This window comes from Neolewinella litorea (genome assembly GCF_004803465.1).
In the GTDB taxonomy this organism is placed as follows: domain Bacteria; phylum Bacteroidota; class Bacteroidia; order Chitinophagales; family Saprospiraceae; genus Neolewinella; species Neolewinella litorea.
The window spans coordinates 1,181,249-1,197,923 of the sequence record NZ_SRSF01000001.1; the positions used below are offsets into that span (position 1 = coordinate 1,181,249).

Below are 16,675 nucleotides of genomic sequence, written 5' to 3' on the forward strand. Positions count from 1 at the left end.
GCAGCGTTAAGTCGCCGGTAAAGGTTATTCGGAGAGCATTAGGCAAACGTGTATTTTTTTCTCTATCCCGGTTCATTTTCCAAACTATGTTTTGGACAAGTACCCGGGACCCAATCAACCAATTCTTACTAATCAAACCACAGTATGAAGTCATTTAAACTAATTGTGTGGGTGCTCCTCCTGGGGAGTGTCAGCGCCCTGCACGCGCAGCAAATCACCGGAACGGTGGTGGATGAGTCCGGAATGGGCCTCATCGGTGCTACCGTGCTGGTCACCGGAACGTCCACCGGTACCGTTACCGACATCGACGGTAACTTCTCGCTCGCCGTGCCCCCGGTCGCCAACTCTCTGACCATCTCCTACACCGGCTTCTCCAGCCAGGTCGTAGACCTGTTGGAAGGACAGACCGACTACCAGATCATCCTTACCGAGGACGGCATCGGCCTCGACGAGGTTCTCGTTATCGGTTACTCCCCCGTTAAGCGGAAGGACCTGGTCGGCTCCGTATCCTCCATCAGCGCTGAGGACATCGACGTGCAGGCCGGATCTACCGTTCAGTCTGCCCTCCGCAACGCCGCCGGCGTAGTGGTCCAGCAGAGCAGCGGTGCCCCCGGTGCCGGCTACAACATCCGCGTCCGGGGTTCTACTTCCATCACCGCCTCCAACGAGCCCCTCTTCGTCGTTGACGGAGTACCGGTCATCTCTGGAGACTTCGCCCAGACGGGCATCGGTGGACAGGGAACCAACGCCCTGGCCGACATCAACCCTTCGGACATCGAATCGATGGAAATCCTGAAGGACGCGTCCACCACGGCCATCTACGGTAGCCGGGCTGCCAACGGTGTTGTCCTGATTACCACCAAGTCGGGTAAGGCCGGCAAGACCAAGTTCGACATCAACAGTTCTTACGGCTTCAACGAGCCCATCAAGCTGATCGAGGTCGTTGACAACAAAGGCTACACCGACTACATCGAGGAGCGTTACGGAACGCGGAACATCAGCGCACTGAGCTCCGGCCTGGATACCAGCGTGTACAACAACTGGCAGGATCTGATCTACGACCGCAACCCCATCGTAAGCACCGACGTATCGATGTCGGGTGGCGACGCCAAGACCAAGTTCTACACGGCCCTCAGCTACGACGACAACCAGGGCGCCCTGAACGGCACCCGGTTCCGCCGCTACAGCACCCGTCTGAACCTGAGCCACAACCCCACCGACAAGATGGTCACCACCTTCAACCTGGGGTACACGAACAGCAACAACAAGCTGATCCAAAACGACAACAACATTTACGGAGCCACCTCTTCGGCCATCCTGCTGCCCCCCACCGTCCCCATCCGCAACGCTGATGGCACCTTCGGATCGGTCTTCGGCCTGGAGAACCCCATCGCGGCTACCACCGAGTACCAGAACCGCCTGATCACCAACCGCCTTATCGGAAACGTTGCGGCTACCTACTACCTGCTCAACGAGCTGTCGTTCACCGCCAAACTCGGTGCCGACATTGCCAGTCTCCGTGAGAAGGTATTCGAGCCCAGCACCCTGCAGTCGAGTGCCAATGGCCAGATCGCCGAAGGTTCGACGACCAACACCCGTCTGATCAACGAATACACCATGAACTACAACGGTTCCTTCGGAACCACCCAGTTCACGGCCGTTGCCGGTGCCATCTTCCAGCGCGACGACATCGTTCGCAACTACTTCGTGACCAACGACGTACCTACCAACAACTTCCCCAGCGCCGACGCCGCCGCCAACCCGGCCTCCGTTACCGGCGACCTGTCCGGCGACGTGCTGCACAGCTACATTGCCAACGTCAACTTCAACTTCGGCAGCAGCCTGTACCTGTCCGGTTCGGTGCGCGCTGACGGATCCAGCCGCTTCATCAACGACCGTTGGGGCATCTTCCCCGGCCTCGCTGCCGGTTACAACTTCGCCAACGGCGGAAACCTCGGCAACATCGACCTGCTGAAACTGCGCGCCAGCTTCGGCCTGACCGGTAACAACAACATCGGCAACTTCACCACCCGCCAGCTCTACGCCGGCGGCGCTACCTACCTCGATGCCCCGGGTATCGTGCCCTCGCAGATCGGTAACCCCGACCTGATCTGGGAAAGCACCGCGCAGTTTGACATCGGCGTTGACGCCGGTTTCCTTAACAACCGCATCGGAGCCACCTTCGACTTCTACGTCAAGAACACCTCCGACCTGATCCTGAACCGCCCCATCCCGACGACCTCCGGTTTCTCGGTAGTCCCCCAGAACATTGGCGACATGCGTAACGTCGGTGTTGAGGCTTCGCTAACCTTCGTGAACGTACAAGAAACGGACTTCGACTGGACCACCACCCTCTTTGGTGCCGTCAACAAGAACGAAGTGCTGTCTCTCTACGAGGACCAGCCGCAGGACTTCGGCTTCGCTACCCGCCTGGCCGTTGGTGAGCCCATCGGCAGCTTCTTTGGCTACGAGACCGACGGTATCTTCCAGAACCAGGCCGAGATCGACGCCGTCAACGCCCTGAACGACGACCGCGACTACCAGACTGGTGTTGCCCCCGGCGACATCCGCTTTGTTGACCAGAACGGCGACGGCATCATCAACGACGACGACCGCACCTTCATCGGTAACGCCCTGCCCGACTTCACCGGCGGTGTAGACAACAAGCTGAACTACAAAAACTTCGGCCTGTCGTTCTTCTTCCAGTTCAACCTGGGCAACGAGGTGTACAACAATAACCTCGCCTTCGCCGAAGGCCTGAACAGCGTTTTCGCCCCCACCGTACGGGCTTACGAAAACGCCTGGCGTGAGGAAGGAGACGGCAACGTCTTCCCCCGCATCACCGGCGGATCCGGCGCCAGCAACAACCGCCAGGACAGCGACCGCTTCGTCGAAGACGGATCGTTCGTGCGCCTGAAGACCGCCACCTTCTCTTACAACCTGCCGAGCAGCGTTCTCGACGCCATCAACTTCCGCGCCCTGCGCCTCTACGTTCGTGGCACGAACCTGATCACTTGGACCGATTACAGCTGGTTTGACCCCGAGGTTAACTCCTTCGGTGACTCCAACGTAGCCCTCGGTACCGACTTCCTGACCTCCCCCGTGGGACGTACGGTAGAATTTGGCATCAACATCGGGCTCTAGTCTTTCACTCCAAGAAACTCAAATTACAATTATGTTAAAGCAATATAACAGCCTCATCTGGCTGGTCTTCCTGGTCGGGTTCACCTCGTGTGACTACTTCGATATGGATGCCATCGACCCCATTGACGCCGTGCCCGCAGAGGCCGCCATCACCGACGCCACTTCGGCCCGTGCCGCCCGCGCCGGTGTATACGACGCCCTGCAGGACAATAGCTTCGACCGCCACCTGGCCGGATACCAGTACTACAGCGACGAAGCCGACTGGACCGGCACCTTCCCTACCCGCGAAGAGTTCGACATCTACAGTGTACAGACCGGCAACTCCACCCTGGCCGGCATGTTCTCCTCCCACTATTACACGATCAACGTAGCGAATAACATCCTCGAGATCCTGCCCAGTGTGGAAGATCCTACCCTGACCGATGAAGCTTTCCGCAACAGCATCCTGGCCGAAGCCCGCTTCGGTCGCGCTTTCGCCTACCTCGAGCTCGTTCTCGGTTGGGGTGATGTACCCCTCATCCTCACCCCCACCCGGGGCGTGGGCGAGGAACTGAACGTCCCCAAGGACCCCGCTTCGGCCGTGTACGCCCAGATCATTTCCGACCTGGAGTTCGCCGCTGCCAACCTGCAGGATGACATTACCCTCGGCATGACCAAGGCCGCCGCCAACGCGCTGCTGGCTCGCGTCGCTCTGTACCAGGAACGCTGGCAGGACGCCATTGACTACGCTACCCTGGCCATCGGTGAAGATTACGACCTGACCAGCATCCCCTACATGGAGGACGAAATCTGGTTCCTGAAGTACAGCTCCACCGACGGCAACAGCCTCGCCTTCTTCTACGCTCCCTCCGCCCTGAATGGCCGCCTCAGCATTTCGCCCTCCAGCGAGCTGATCAACGCCTTTGAGGAAGGTGACCTGCGGAAAGACGCCACGATCGATACCCTTGACGGCACTTTCTATGGTGTCAAGTACGACGATTTCAACGCTTCCTCCGGTTCACAGACCGACCCCATCCGCTTCATCCGCGGAGCGGAGATGGTACTCATCATTTCCGAGGCTTCGGCCCGCCTGGGAGACTTCGAAACCGCCACCGAAATGATCAATATGGTGCGTAACCGTGCCGGTCTGGACGACATCGAACTCAACGCCGAGAACTTCGAGGACGCCATCCTGCAGGAGCGCTTCGTAGAACTGGCCCTGGAAAGCGGCCACCGCCTCTGGGACGTTCGCCGTATGGGTCGCGCCCTGGAGATCTTCGGCCCCGGCGGCTACGATCCCTGCGACGACGTATGGCCCCTGCCCCAGCGGGAAATTGACCGTAACCCTGCCCTGGAGCAAAACGGTTGCTGCAACTGCTAGGCCGTTAAGCCTAATATTGGATCAACGCCCCGCTTCGGTTTCGAAGCGGGGCGTTGTATATTGGATCATACGGTTTACCTTATGCGTCATCTTCACTTGCGACAAGTTTTCTTGGTAGTCATTCTGGTTTGCCTACTGATCGACATCACCGCAGGGATCACCTGTGCCAATATTTCCGGTGGTAGAGGCGGTGGATACACCCTGGGCTTCACGCTTACCCCATGGCTGTGGGCGCCTTCCCTTCTGGGGGTCGTTTGGTTTATCCTTCGCCGGACGGGCAGTCGTTTATAGGGCGCGGACGCGGGTGCCGGGGACTGTGGTAACCCAATGGCCGGCAAAATTGTACTACGTTTGCACTGCCTAACGCCCTTCCCCATGATAACCGTCATTTCCGGAACCAACCGTCCCGAAAGCCGAACACTGCTGTTTGCCGAGTACTTCGTCGAGGTGTTGCGGGAGATGGGGCAGTCGCCACGCTTGCTGGACATGGCCGATATCCACCACGGGTACCTGCAGGAGGAAATGTACCAGGGTAAGCCCGGGGATCCCGACCTGCACAAGCTGCAGCGCGAATACATTCAACCCACCAGAAAATTTGCCGTCTTCGTGCCCGAATACAACGGCAGCTATCCGGGTGTCCTGAAACTTTTCCTGGACGGCATCTCCGTTCTGGACTATGCCGGCAATTTCAGCGGCAAACACGTCGCCCTGATCGGGGTAGCCTCCGGGCGCGCCGGCAACCTGCGGGGTATGGACCACCTGGCCGACGTTTTCGCGCATATGGGGGCCTGGGTATTGCCCAACCGCCTTCCCATCTCCGGGATCGAGAATCTGCTGACGGGGGACGAGCTGACCGACGCCGACACGAAAAACGCACTTCGGCTTCACGCTGAACAACTAATTGCCGCCTAGAACCGTAATCCTAGAGGAAGCACAACATATATGTCAAAGAATTTACTGATTGTCGAGTCTCCCGCGAAAGCGAAGACTATTGAAAAGATCTTAGGAAAGGATTATACCGTAAAATCATCATTCGGCCACGTACGTGATCTGGATAAAGGTGACGGAGCCGTGGACGTTTCCCGCAATTTTGCCACCAAGTACGTTGTCTCCCCGGAGAAGCGTAAAGTGGTCAAGGAACTGAAGGCAGCCGTGAGCAAGGTCGATACCGTTTGGCTCGCGACCGACGAAGACCGCGAAGGAGAGGCCATCAGCTGGCACCTTTGCGAAGTGCTCAAGCTACCGGTCGACTCTACCAAACGGATCGTGTTCCGCGAGATCACCCCGCCGGCCATCAAAGCCGCCATCAACAACCCCCGTACGGTCGACGTGAACCTGGTCAATGCCCAACAGGCGCGCCGCGTGCTCGACCGCCTGGTTGGCTACGAGCTCTCCGGTGTACTGTGGAAGAAAGTGAAATTCGGCCTCAGCGCCGGACGCGTGCAGTCCGTTACCGTAAAGCTCGTCGTAGAACGGGAGCGGGAGATCATGAACTTCGAGTCGACACCCTTCTTCCGGGTCAACGCCATCTTCACCGTGCGCAACGAGCAAGGAAAAGAAGTTGAACTTAAAGCCGATTCTCCCGATCGATTCGACGATCGGGAAAGCGCCGAAGCTTTCCTGAAGCGCTGCGTAGGTGCCGAATTCAGCATCAGCGACATCGAGGTAAAGCCCGCTAAACGGAAACCGGCACCCCCCTTCACCACCTCCACCCTGCAACAGGAAGCCAGCCGCAAGCTCTACATGAACGTGGAGCGGACGATGCGCACCGCGCAGCGACTGTACGAAGCCGGTCTGATCACCTACATGCGTACCGACAGCATCAGCCTTTCGGAAACCGCCCTGCAGGCAATCGAGAGTGAGGTGACCAAGGAGTACGGCGCCAAGTACAGCAAGGTCCGTCGCTTCAAAAGCAAGAAAAAGGACGCCCAGGAAGCGCACGAAGCGATTCGCCCAAGCTACGTCGACCGCCATACCATTCGGCAGGGCGACCGCGACGAGCAGCGGCTCTACGAGCTGATCTGGAAGCGAACCATGGCCTCCCAGATGGCCGACGCCGAGCTGGAAAAGACCACCGTCCACATTGCCATCGACAAGGCCCCCGATGCACGCCTGCGTGCCCAGGGTGAGGTCCTGAAGTTCGACGGATTCCTCAAGCTCTACATCGAAAGCAACGACGACGATGAAGAGGACGAAACCACTGAAGGCATCCTCCCCCCGCTGTCGAAAGGCCAGATACTGCCACTCCGCGAAATGACGGCCACGCAGCGTTTCACCCGGCCGCCCGTCCGCTACACGGAAGCCAGCCTGGTCAAGAAACTTGAAGAACTGGGAATTGGTCGTCCCTCTACCTACGCCCCTACCGTTTCCAAGATCATGGACCCCAAAAGGGGGTACGTCACCCGCGAAAACCGGGACGGTGAGGAACGGTCTTTCGACGTACTTACCCTGAAGGAGGGTAGCATCAGCCACGAACAGAAAACCGAGATCACCGGCACGGTAAAGAACCGTCTTTTCGCCAGCGACATCGGGATGGCAGTCAGCGACTTCCTAGACGAGCATTTTCAGGACGTGATGACCTACCAGTTCACCGCTGAGATCGAGGACAAGTTCGACGAAGTGGCGGAAGGCCTGGTCACCTGGACCCAGATGCTGGAAGATTTCTACCACCCCTTCCACGAGAACGTGGAGGAAACCACCGAAAGCGCGGACCGCGTCACCGGAGAACGGATCCTCGGCAACGACCCCGCCACCGGCAAGACCGTTCTGGTACGCCTCAGTCGCAACGGCCCCGTGGTGCAGTTGGGTGCCCCGGACGAACTGGTACCAGAAGAAAAGCCCCGCTACGCCAACCTGCCCAGCGGCGTGAGCATGGAGGAGATCGAACTAGAGGCCGCCCTGCCCCTCTTTGACCTGCCGAAGGTTCTCGGTGAGATCGATGGTCGGGAAACCGCCGTCGGCATCGGCCGCTTCGGGCCTTACATCCGTTGGGGGGAAGACTTCATCAGTCTGCCCAAAGGCGATGACCCCCACTCGACCACCCTCAGCGACGCCAAGGCGCTGGTGGCGGCAAAGAAAAAGGCCGACGAGCCGGTAATGACTTACAAAGGACTGCCCGTCACCCAGGGCGAAGGCCGCTTCGGTCCCTTCCTGAAATGGAACGGGATGTTCGTCAACATACCCAAGCGCTACGACCCCGACAACCTCAGCACGGAAGATATGACCGAGCTCATCCAGGCCAAGGAAGAAAAGGAAGCCAATCGGTATATTCAGCGGTTCGAGGAAGATAAAATCGACATCGAGCAGGGCCGCTGGGGACCCTTCATCCGCTTCAAGAAGAAGTCACTGAAGCTGCCCACCGTCGACGGCAAGAAGATGAGCCGCGAACAGGCCGCCGAACTTTCGCTCGACGAGGTGAAGAAGATCATCGAGGAGCAAGTGCCGAATGCTTTCAAGAGCAAGGCCAAGAAACCCGCCGCGAAGAAGAAAGCCCCCGCAAAACGGAAAGCGGCCGCGGCCAAAAAGAAGTAACCACCTTATGACCCGGGGGCGCAGGTCCCCGGGCAACAATACCCGCCATGGCAGAGGACAACAAGAAAACACCGCAGAACCAGTTGAGCATCGACCTTCCCGAGGACATCGCCGAAGGCGTATACTCTAACCTGGCCATCATCACCCATTCCAGTTCGGAGTTCGTCGTGGACTTCGTGCGCATCGTGCCCAACGCCCCGAAAGCGAAGGTGAAAAGCAGGGTCATCCTAACGCCTGAGCACGCCAAACGATTGCTGGCCGCCCTGGCGGATAATGTCCAGAAGTACGAACGGCAGTTCGGCGTCATCAACAACAGCAGCGGTGGCAACGGTCCGCAGTTTCCACCTACCTCCTTCACGCCCACCGCACAGGCGTAAATAGGAGAAATTATCGGGTAGAACTTTTTGCGCTCTGTCCGGTAGTTGTATATTTGCAGCCGCTTAGCTTTACAGGGTCGATTAGCTCAGTTGGTTTAGAGCGTTGCATTGACATTGCAGAGGTCACTGGTTCGAATCCAGTATCGACCACCCATAAGAAGAGTTCGGGATGTGGCGCAGCCCGGTAGCGCACACGCCTGGGGGGCGTGGGGCCGCTGGTTCGAATCCAGTCATCCCGACACCACGTGAGAAGGTCAGCTTGCTTAGCAAGTTGGCCTTTTCTCATTTTACCCTGTACGTAATGAGCTGTGGATCAAGCGGCTACCGATATTTCGCTGTCTTCCGTCGTCCCAAGGACTGGAACGGAAGCGGGGAAAGTGTCCTTTTCTGCCCCATCACCCCTACCCTATCTTTGGATTACCAATCACCCAGGATACCGACATATTCCATAACCGCGTCATCGCTTGCTTCGCGCCGGCGCCCTTGCTAATCCCGAAAACCAACGGTACCATGGTAGAAGATGAATTGATTTGAACCACTACCCCCGACTGGTGGCATTAAACCGAGAATTGAAGAAGGTATCGTCGGCCGGTATCTTTTCCGGTGCTTTTTGCCACAAAATGTGTCGTATCTTGTGCGGGTATGAATGAGCATTTGAACCCTACCGCCGCTCACCTATCCCCCGAGGACGGGGCCATGGAGCGTGCCCTTCGGCCCGACAGCCTAAGTGAATTCAGCGGTCAGCCGAAGATCGTCCAGAACCTGAAGGTATTCATCCAGGCAGCCGTGCAGCGGGGCGACTCTCTCGACCACGTCTTGCTGCACGGGCCTCCCGGTCTCGGCAAGACTACCCTCAGCCACATCATCGCCAACGAACTGGGGGCGGAATTGAAGCTCACCAGCGGCCCGGTACTCGAGAAACCCGGCGACCTGGCTGGCTTGCTGACCAACCTGAACGAGGGCGATGTGCTCTTCATTGATGAGATTCACCGCCTGAATAACGTAGTGGAAGAGTATCTCTACTCGGCTATGGAGGATTACCGCATTGACATCATGATCGACAGCGGCCCCAATGCCCGGTCGGTCCAGATATCCCTGAACCCCTTCACGCTGGTGGGCGCCACCACCCGTATGGGCCTGCTCACCGCACCGATGCGCGCCCGTTTCGGCATCAACTGCCTGCTGGATTACTACGACGTGGCTACGCTCGTGTCGATCATCAAGCGATCCTGCGAGATCCTCCACGTCCCCATCACCGACGAAGGGGCCCAGGAGATTGGCCGCCGCAGCCGGGGTACGCCGCGGATCGCCAACGCCCTGCTGCGACGCATCCGCGACTTTGCTCAGGTCAAGGGCAACGGCACCATTGATAAGGAGATCGCCGACTACGGCCTGGCGGCGCTCAACGTCGACGAGGGCGGACTGGACGAAATGGACAACAAGATCCTGGACGCCATCATCCACAAATTCAAGGGCGGCCCGGTAGGACTGTCCACCATCGCTACCGCTGTCGGTGAGGAGACCGGCACCATTGAGGAGGTTCATGAGCCTTTCCTGATTATGGAAGGTTACCTGATGCGCACGCCCCGGGGGCGGCAGGCAACCGAAAAGGCCTACTACCATATCGGAGCTACCCCGCCGGGTACGGCGAATACGCTTTTCGAATTTTAGGGCCCTTCCGGCGCTCTTTATTCTTCCTCTGAAAGTACCTGGGCGGCGGCTTTCACCGTGTCCACTACCTTCTGCACTTCGTGCTCCGCGGTGTCGACCGCCTGATCGATCCGCTCGGTAGCCTTACTAAGCAGCGAAGGTGCGGCGGTACGTTCTTTCCGGGGTACGTGGACCTCGCCGGCCAACACCTGGCTCAAAGCCGCGAAATTGGCGACGTGATCGCCCGGGGGGGCAGACTTCATCGACTTGCGGTCGGCCTTGGCCTGCTTTTTACCCGCTTTGATGGCTTCCGCGGCGGCCTTCAGTTTGGCTTCCTCTTCGGGTGAGAGATTGCGGTCCTGCATGGAGGCGGCAATCTTGGCCTTGGCTGCCGCTTTGGCCTGGCGCTCGGCGGCCTTGCGTGCTTCTTTTTCCGCCCGCTGCTTGTCCTTTTCCATTCGGGCTTCCAGCATGGTCTGGGTCTTGACCATATCGGCGAGCTTCTCATTCTTGCTGGCGATACGGCTCTCGATCATGACAATCTTGGCCTGCCGGATCTGGGCCTCAAGCTGCCCGTCAGTACGCTCGATGCGCCGACGCTCGAATTTCAGGTCTTCCTCATCGCGTCCGATGCTCTTGCGCATCCGTTCCATGGCCTTCATCAGTCCCTGGTAGCGCGCTTCGTTGCGACCGATGGCACCGCCGCCGGCCGCTTTGTCACCGCTTCCCTGGCCGCGTTTCTCCTTCACCGTCTTGAAGGCCGCGTCGATACGTCCGTAGATGGCGTCACGGTCCTCCTTGGTGAATTTGACGCCGTGGAATTTGCGCTGCACGTCCCGCAGTTCCTGGAACACCTTGTTGAGATGGGTTCCTTCTTCGATGCGGGTCTCCAGTCCCTCCAGCAATTTGGCGAATTTCTCCTTTTGCTTGGCGGATTCCGCTTCGTATTGGGCATTGACCGCCTGCCGCAGTTCTTTGAGGCGCGCAAAGACGGCGTCGGAGCGCTTGCGCAGTTCGTTCCCCTGTTCACGCATGAGGGTTTTGTCCTGGAGCTGTCCCTGCACCTTCTGCCAGAAAGCCTTGGCCTGGTTCCAGAGTTCACCGCTGTAGGCACCCGCGCGCTCGATCCGGTCTTCTATTTCGGCCAGTTCGCTGCGGTAGTTCTGGGCGAGTTTTTCGCTCAGAACGTGAAAATGCCATTCGGTCTGGGCGCGCAGGATCATGTCGGTCTGCTCGGCGCGGAGGTCGTCCGGTAGCAGGGACTCGGACACGCTCAGTTCGCGGGCGATCACCCGGTCGGGTTCCGGTAATTCGGCCTCATCCCCCTTTCTCCACTTTTCCATGAAGGCGGTGTACACCTCGTCGGTCACCACTTTTTCGGGGAAGGTTTCGATGCGTACGATGTTATCGGTCACTTGGAGCTCGATGGTGATCAGTACGCGTTTTTCCTGGGCGTCACGCCCCCAGACGGCAATTCGGTTTCGCATGGCGATGGTCTGTCGTAGTCGGCGGGTCCGCGGGTGCGGTGATCCTGAAAGCCGAGCTATCTGCAATGGTTCATGTCAGCAACAACGCTAACTTACAAATTGTGTGGCGGTCAGGCGGTGATGCGCTGACCGATGAGGTTATTCTCGAGAAGGTATTCGGCGATCTGGACGGCGTTGGTCGCGGCCCCTTTGCGGAGGTTATCGGCCACGATCCACAGGTTGAGTCCGTTTTCGATGCTTTCGTCGCGCCGTATGCGGCCAACGAATACTTCGTCGCGGTGCTTAGCCAGCAGGGGCATGGGATAAATGTTGGACCGGGGGTCATCCTGGACCACCACTCCGGGCACCTGGGCAAGCAACTCCCTGACCTTCTCGACGGTGAAGGGGTGCTCGAATTCGACGTTGACGCTTTCGCTGTGGCCACCGTGAACGGGCACGCGAACGGCGGTGGCCGTGACGGCAAGTTTCGGCTCACCGAGGATCTTGCGGGTCTCGTGTACCAGTTTCATTTCCTCTTTCGTGTAGTCGTTATCGAGGAATACGTCGCAGTGCGGAATGCAGTTTTCGTAGATGGGATAGTGGTAGGCGGGATCTTCGCTCTTGCCCCCGTCGCGCTCGGCTTCGTACTGGCGCACGGCCTTTACGCCGGTACCCGTGAAGGATTGGTAGGTGGAGATTACCAAACGCTTGATCTTGAACGCCCGGTGCAGGGGGGCCAGGGCCACGACCATCTGGATGGTCGAGCAGTTGGGGTTGGCGATGATGAGGTCATTGGCGGTGAGCTCGTCGGCGTTCACTTCCGGAACCACGAGCTTTTTATCGGGATCCATCCGCCAGGCGCTGCTGTTGTCGATGACAACCGTACCAACGGCGGCGAATTTGGGGGCCCATTCCAGGCTGGTCGAACCGCCGGCCGAAAAAATGGCCACGTCGCAGCGGGCGTCCACGGCATCCTGCAGGGACACCACCGTATACGACTTGCCGCGGTACTCAATCTGTTTGCCAACGGACCGCTCCGAGGCTACGGGCAGCAGCTCGGTAATCGGGAAGTCGTGCTCCTTCAGCACTTCAAACATCACGCCACCGACGAGGCCGGTGGCACCAACTACGGCAACCTTCATCCTGGATTATTTTGGGGAGGTCGAAGATAAGGTATATAGCCGGGAGCCACGGCTCACCGGGATTGGCACGGCACCTGCGTACGCGCCCTAGAGCTTGTTGCCTTCACCGGGGAAGGCCACCTTGGGTTCGAAGGCGAGGGCCTCCTCCTCGGTCATATAACCGTAGGCGATGATGATGACGGTGTCGCCGACCTGGCAGCGACGGGCCGCAGCGCCGTTGAGGCAAATGATGCCGGAGCCCTCTTCGCCGCGGATGGTGTAGGTTTCGATGCGCTCCCCGTTGTTGTTGTTGACGATCTGCACCTTTTCTCCCTCGATGATGCCGGCTGCGTCGAGCAGTTGACCGTCGATGGTGATGCTGCCTACGTAGTTGAGGTTGGCCTCGGTAACGGTAGCGCGGTGAATCTTTCCTTTAAAGCGTTGAATCAGCATAATCGGTTGGGGTGGTTGGGCTAAAAGCGGTGCCGGCATACAAACGCGCCGGTCGTACTAAGGGTTGGCGGTAATGGCAATGCGGTTGTCTATGAGTCGGACGGCACCGACCCGCACGGCGGTAGCGACCACCAGTTCGCGCACGGGCTCACCGTCCTGATAAGGCAGTAGCGTATCGCCGTCTACCACTTCGACATATTCGGGTTCGAGCAGGGGTACCGCCTGCATTCCTTTTATGGCCAGCCGCTCAAGTTCGCGGGCGGGCCAGTGCGAGCGCAACCCGGCGGCCACGGCCGAAAGGTGGCGGTTGATCTTGGCGGCCGCCCGTCGCTCCTCAACATTGAGGCGCCGATTGCGGGAACTCATGGCCAGTCCGTCGGCTTCCCGAACCGTAGGAACGCCCGTGACGCTCACCTGCAGACCCAGCAGGTCGACCATGCGGCGGACCACGGCGACCTGTTGATAGTCTTTCTGCCCCATGTACAGTACGTGTGGCCGGACGATGTCGAGCAGGCGGCTTACCACCTGGACCACTCCGGCGAAGTGTCCGGGCCGGCTGGCGCCCTCCATGCGCGTGGTCAGGCGACCAAAGTCGAGATGCGCCACGGGATTGTCCTGCAGGCCGGCGGGGTACACGTCATCCACCGTCGGGAGGTAGAGGTAATGGCAGCCATACTCGCGCAGCAGTTGGATATCGGCATCCGGGGTGCGGGGGTAGGCGGCCAGATCCTGACCGTCGTTGAACTGCGTAGGATTTACGAAGATACTGGCCACCGTTACCGCCTGCTCGGCGGCGCTGTGCCGCACCAGGGCGGCGTGTCCCGCGTGGAGTGCTCCCATGGTGGGGACGAAGCCGATGGTCCGGTTGGCGGCGCGTTCGGCGGCGAGCGCGGTGGTCAGCTCGGATGCGGTGGAGAAAATTTTCAAGTACCGTTCGGATTGGGCCGGCGGCGGGGCCGCTAATGGGCGGCGAAGATAGGGGGTGTCGGCAATATTTTGTAACTTTGCCAGCCTTGGGGCCGTGCGAGGGCTCCCGTGCCGGAGCGCAATGGCGGTCGGGCTCGTCAATAACCTGAAACGCGATCATAAGATATGAGCAAAACTAAGGTGCTGATTGTAACCCAGGAAATGGATCCCTACACGGAGCTGACTGAGATAGCCACTACCGTCCGGGCCCTGGCCCCCTACCTCCAGAAAAACCAGATGGAAATCCGCGTGCTGATGCCACGCTACGGCACCATCAACGAACGCCGCCACCGGCTGCACGAGGTCGTCCGCCTTTCCGGCATGAACATCATCGTCGACGATGACGATTACCCCCTGATCATCAAGGTGGCCTCCCTGCCCGACAAGGGCGTGCGGATGCAGGTCTACTTCCTCGACAACGAAGACTTCTTCAAGCGGAAGTTCGTCCACGTCGACAAGGCCGGCAACCCCTTTGAAGACAACGCCGACCGCGCGGTCTTCTTCAGCAAGGGAGTGATCGAGACCGTCCGCAAGTTCGGTTGGCCGCCCGACATCATCCACGTCCACGGCTGGATGACGAGCCTGATCCCCTTCTACCTGCGTACCGCCTACAAGAACGAACCACTGTTCAAGAACAGCAAGATCGTCTACAGCCTCTATCAGAGCGGTCCGGAGAACCACATCACCGACGACTTCGCCATGAAAGCCAGCATCAACGCCCTGAGCGAAGATGACCTGGCACCGTACCTCGAAGACGGCAAGCCTGCCCTCCACCGCGGTGCCATCAAGTACAGCGACGCCGTTATTCGCGGCAGCGAAGAGATTGACGACAGCCTCTCCGAGGCCCTGGCCAAGGCCGACATCCCCGTACTAAACGTGCAGGGCGATGAAGCGCCCAAGGCCAGCATCGAGTTCTACAAGGAACTGCTGGCGGCCGAAGTCGAGAAGTAACCAACCCTTCCGACCCTCGGTGCCTCTCTACTGAAAAACGACGAGTCCTTTTCCTGCATCCGGAAAAGGGCTCGTTTACTTTTCACCGCCCGTTCCCCTGCCGCCCGACGGCTTCCCTTTTCCCCTAGATTACACCAGATGAAAGTTGTTTTCGCCTTAGTTCTTATTTCCCTGTTGTACGCCTGTACGGACCCCATAACGGTCGGTTCCGAACTGCTCGACAGCGACCGGGCCAGCGTAGGTGAGCGTACCGACCTTCCCTTTACTACCCGCGTGGTCCGGGAAGACAGTCTGCTTTCCTATAACGGCACCAGCGTACAGTTCAACGACGAGCGGGCCGTCCCGACACCGGGCGCCTTCACTTTCGGCCAGATCGAGGAACCCACCTTCGGTACCACCCGGCACAGCGTCTACCTGACGCCCCGCCTGCCGCGCAATGCCAGTGGGCTGCCCATCGTGCCGCAATTTGCCAGCTTGCTTAATGTGACTATCGATTCCGTGGTCGTCATCCTACCCATCGATACGGTGCGGGCTTTTTACGGATCGGGGCGCACCTTCCCCTACCAAGCCTTCGAGATCAGCGAGCCGATCGGGTTCCTTTCCGACTACTACACGGACGACTCCTTCCCCACCGAGGGTACAAACCTGGGCTACGACGGATCCTTCACGGCCACGAAGGAGGCCACTCTGGTGCGGGATACCTCGATCACCAGTCCGGCCGTCGAGCGGGCCCACGTACGGGTGCGGCTTTCCGATGACTTCGCCGCCCGCATCGACGCCCTGCCGGCGGAGAGCTACACGACGGATTCCACCTTCCGCGACGACTTCGCGGGCATTTACCTGACGCCCGACGGTCCCAGCCAGGCCCTTGTCACCCTGGCGGCCGCCGAACCCGCGAACCAGACGCCCTACAGTGGCTTCAACTTCTACTTCCAGGACTCCACGGGACAACCGGCCTTCTACCGCATGGGCTTCCTGCTGGCGCTCCCCAATAACGACTACGATTACTCCGGCTCACTCGTGGAACCTTTGCTGGAGCCCGGCCCCGACAACGAGATGGTCGCCGTGGCCGGCCAGGGCGGCGTAATGACCGAGATCAACCTTGAGGATATTGGCTCCCTGGAAAACCGCGTCATCAACCGCGCGGTGCTGGAAATCCCCGTCGCCAATGTAGAGGGGGTTTCCTATTCGGACTATCCCCTGCCCACGCGTCTGGAGCTGTTTTACCGCGCCAGCCAGGATGGGCCGCTGCTCTTTATCGAGGATCGCGTGGAACTGGTCCGTACACGGGCCAGCAACGCCAACGTCAATTTCTTCCTGGGCGGTGGTCTTGAGACCGAGGACAATGTGCGACTGTATTCGCCGGCCTTTTCGATCCATATGCAGCGGATTATCGACGGTGAAGTCCCACCCCGGCTCTATCTTCGCGTTACTCCACTGGAGACCAATGAAATCCGGGCCGCCCGTGCCTTGCTCAACGGTCCCGCCGCCGGCGTAAATCCCGCCCGAATCCGGGTGACCTTCACCGACCTGGATTGAGCCCGGGCAACTTATACCGGCCCGGTTCGTTAGTAAGCATGGAACTTTATTGAGTGTAAGGTCCATTGACATCCGTAACACCCCGGGATTATCCCCTGATATGCGCGCTTTTTTGTT

General features: G+C 59.2%; 12 protein-coding genes and 2 tRNA genes. 10 read left to right on the forward strand and 4 right to left on the reverse strand.

Annotation, left to right across the window (positions count from 1 at the left end):
• Positions 1–144 precede the first annotated feature (144 nt).
• The 8 genes from E4021_RS04895 to ruvB all read left to right on the forward strand — a co-directional run bounded on the left by E4021_RS04895 (position 145) and on the right by ruvB (position 10,083).
• On the forward strand, positions 145–3,144 hold the full coding sequence (locus E4021_RS04895) for a SusC/RagA family TonB-linked outer membrane protein (protein ID WP_136456902.1): 3,000 nt from the start codon (positions 145–147) through the stop codon (positions 3,142–3,144).
• Between the two features lie 31 nt (positions 3,145–3,175).
• Complete coding sequence (locus E4021_RS04900) at positions 3,176–4,504, forward strand: RagB/SusD family nutrient uptake outer membrane protein (protein ID WP_136456904.1); 1,329 nt, start codon at positions 3,176–3,178, stop codon at positions 4,502–4,504.
• A gap of 375 nt (positions 4,505–4,879) precedes the next feature.
• Entirely contained in the window at positions 4,880–5,416 is a 537-nt protein-coding gene (locus E4021_RS04905; protein WP_168797467.1) for an NADPH-dependent FMN reductase, read from the forward strand.
• Positions 5,417–5,446: 30 nt separating this feature from the next.
• Positions 5,447–8,035: a type I DNA topoisomerase gene (gene topA, locus E4021_RS04910; protein ID WP_136456908.1), complete on the forward strand. Its 2,589-nt coding sequence runs from the start codon at positions 5,447–5,449 to the stop codon at positions 8,033–8,035.
• A gap of 47 nt (positions 8,036–8,082) precedes the next feature.
• Entirely contained in the window at positions 8,083–8,412 is a 330-nt protein-coding gene (locus E4021_RS04915) for a DUF3467 domain-containing protein (protein ID WP_136456910.1), read from the forward strand.
• A 75-nt stretch (positions 8,413–8,487) separates the two neighbouring features.
• Positions 8,488–8,562, forward strand: a tRNA-Val gene (locus tag E4021_RS04920).
• A 15-nt stretch (positions 8,563–8,577) separates the two neighbouring features.
• A tRNA-Pro gene (locus E4021_RS04925) sits at positions 8,578–8,651 on the forward strand.
• A 403-nt stretch (positions 8,652–9,054) separates the two neighbouring features.
• Entirely contained in the window at positions 9,055–10,083 is a 1,029-nt protein-coding gene (gene ruvB, locus E4021_RS04930) for a Holliday junction branch migration DNA helicase RuvB (protein WP_136456912.1), read from the forward strand.
• Positions 10,084–10,100: 17 nt separating this feature from the next.
• On the opposite strand, the gene E4021_RS04935 is transcribed toward ruvB, so the two are convergent.
• The 4 genes from E4021_RS04935 to panC form a co-directional block, all read right to left on the reverse strand.
• A complete protein-coding gene (locus E4021_RS04935) occupies positions 10,101–11,549 on the reverse strand; it encodes a coiled-coil domain-containing protein (protein WP_136456914.1) in 1,449 nt (482 codons plus the stop codon).
• 110 nt (positions 11,550–11,659) lie between these two features.
• Positions 11,660–12,670 (reverse strand): aspartate-semialdehyde dehydrogenase, encoded by a 1,011-nt coding sequence (locus E4021_RS04940; RefSeq protein WP_136456916.1) that lies wholly within the window; start codon positions 12,668–12,670, stop codon positions 11,660–11,662.
• Positions 12,671–12,757: 87 nt separating this feature from the next.
• Complete coding sequence (panD, locus tag E4021_RS04945; RefSeq protein WP_136456918.1) at positions 12,758–13,102, reverse strand: aspartate 1-decarboxylase; 345 nt, start codon at positions 13,100–13,102, stop codon at positions 12,758–12,760.
• Positions 13,103–13,159: 57 nt separating this feature from the next.
• A complete protein-coding gene (gene panC / locus E4021_RS04950) occupies positions 13,160–14,029 on the reverse strand; it encodes a pantoate--beta-alanine ligase (RefSeq protein ID WP_136456920.1) in 870 nt (289 codons plus the stop codon).
• Between the two features lie 165 nt (positions 14,030–14,194).
• Here panC and E4021_RS04955 point away from each other — a divergent pair, with 165 nt between their 5' ends.
• Together E4021_RS04955 and E4021_RS04960 are read left to right on the forward strand one after the other, a co-directional pair.
• Positions 14,195–15,019 carry a glycogen/starch synthase gene (locus tag E4021_RS04955; RefSeq protein WP_136456922.1) on the forward strand — a complete coding sequence of 275 codons (825 nt, stop codon included), beginning with the start codon at positions 14,195–14,197 and terminating at the stop codon, positions 15,017–15,019.
• 138 nt (positions 15,020–15,157) lie between these two features.
• Positions 15,158–16,558, forward strand: coding sequence for a DUF4270 family protein (locus E4021_RS04960; protein ID WP_136456924.1), 1,401 nt, complete (start codon positions 15,158–15,160; stop codon positions 16,556–16,558).
• The last annotated feature ends 117 nt before the right edge of the window (positions 16,559–16,675 follow it).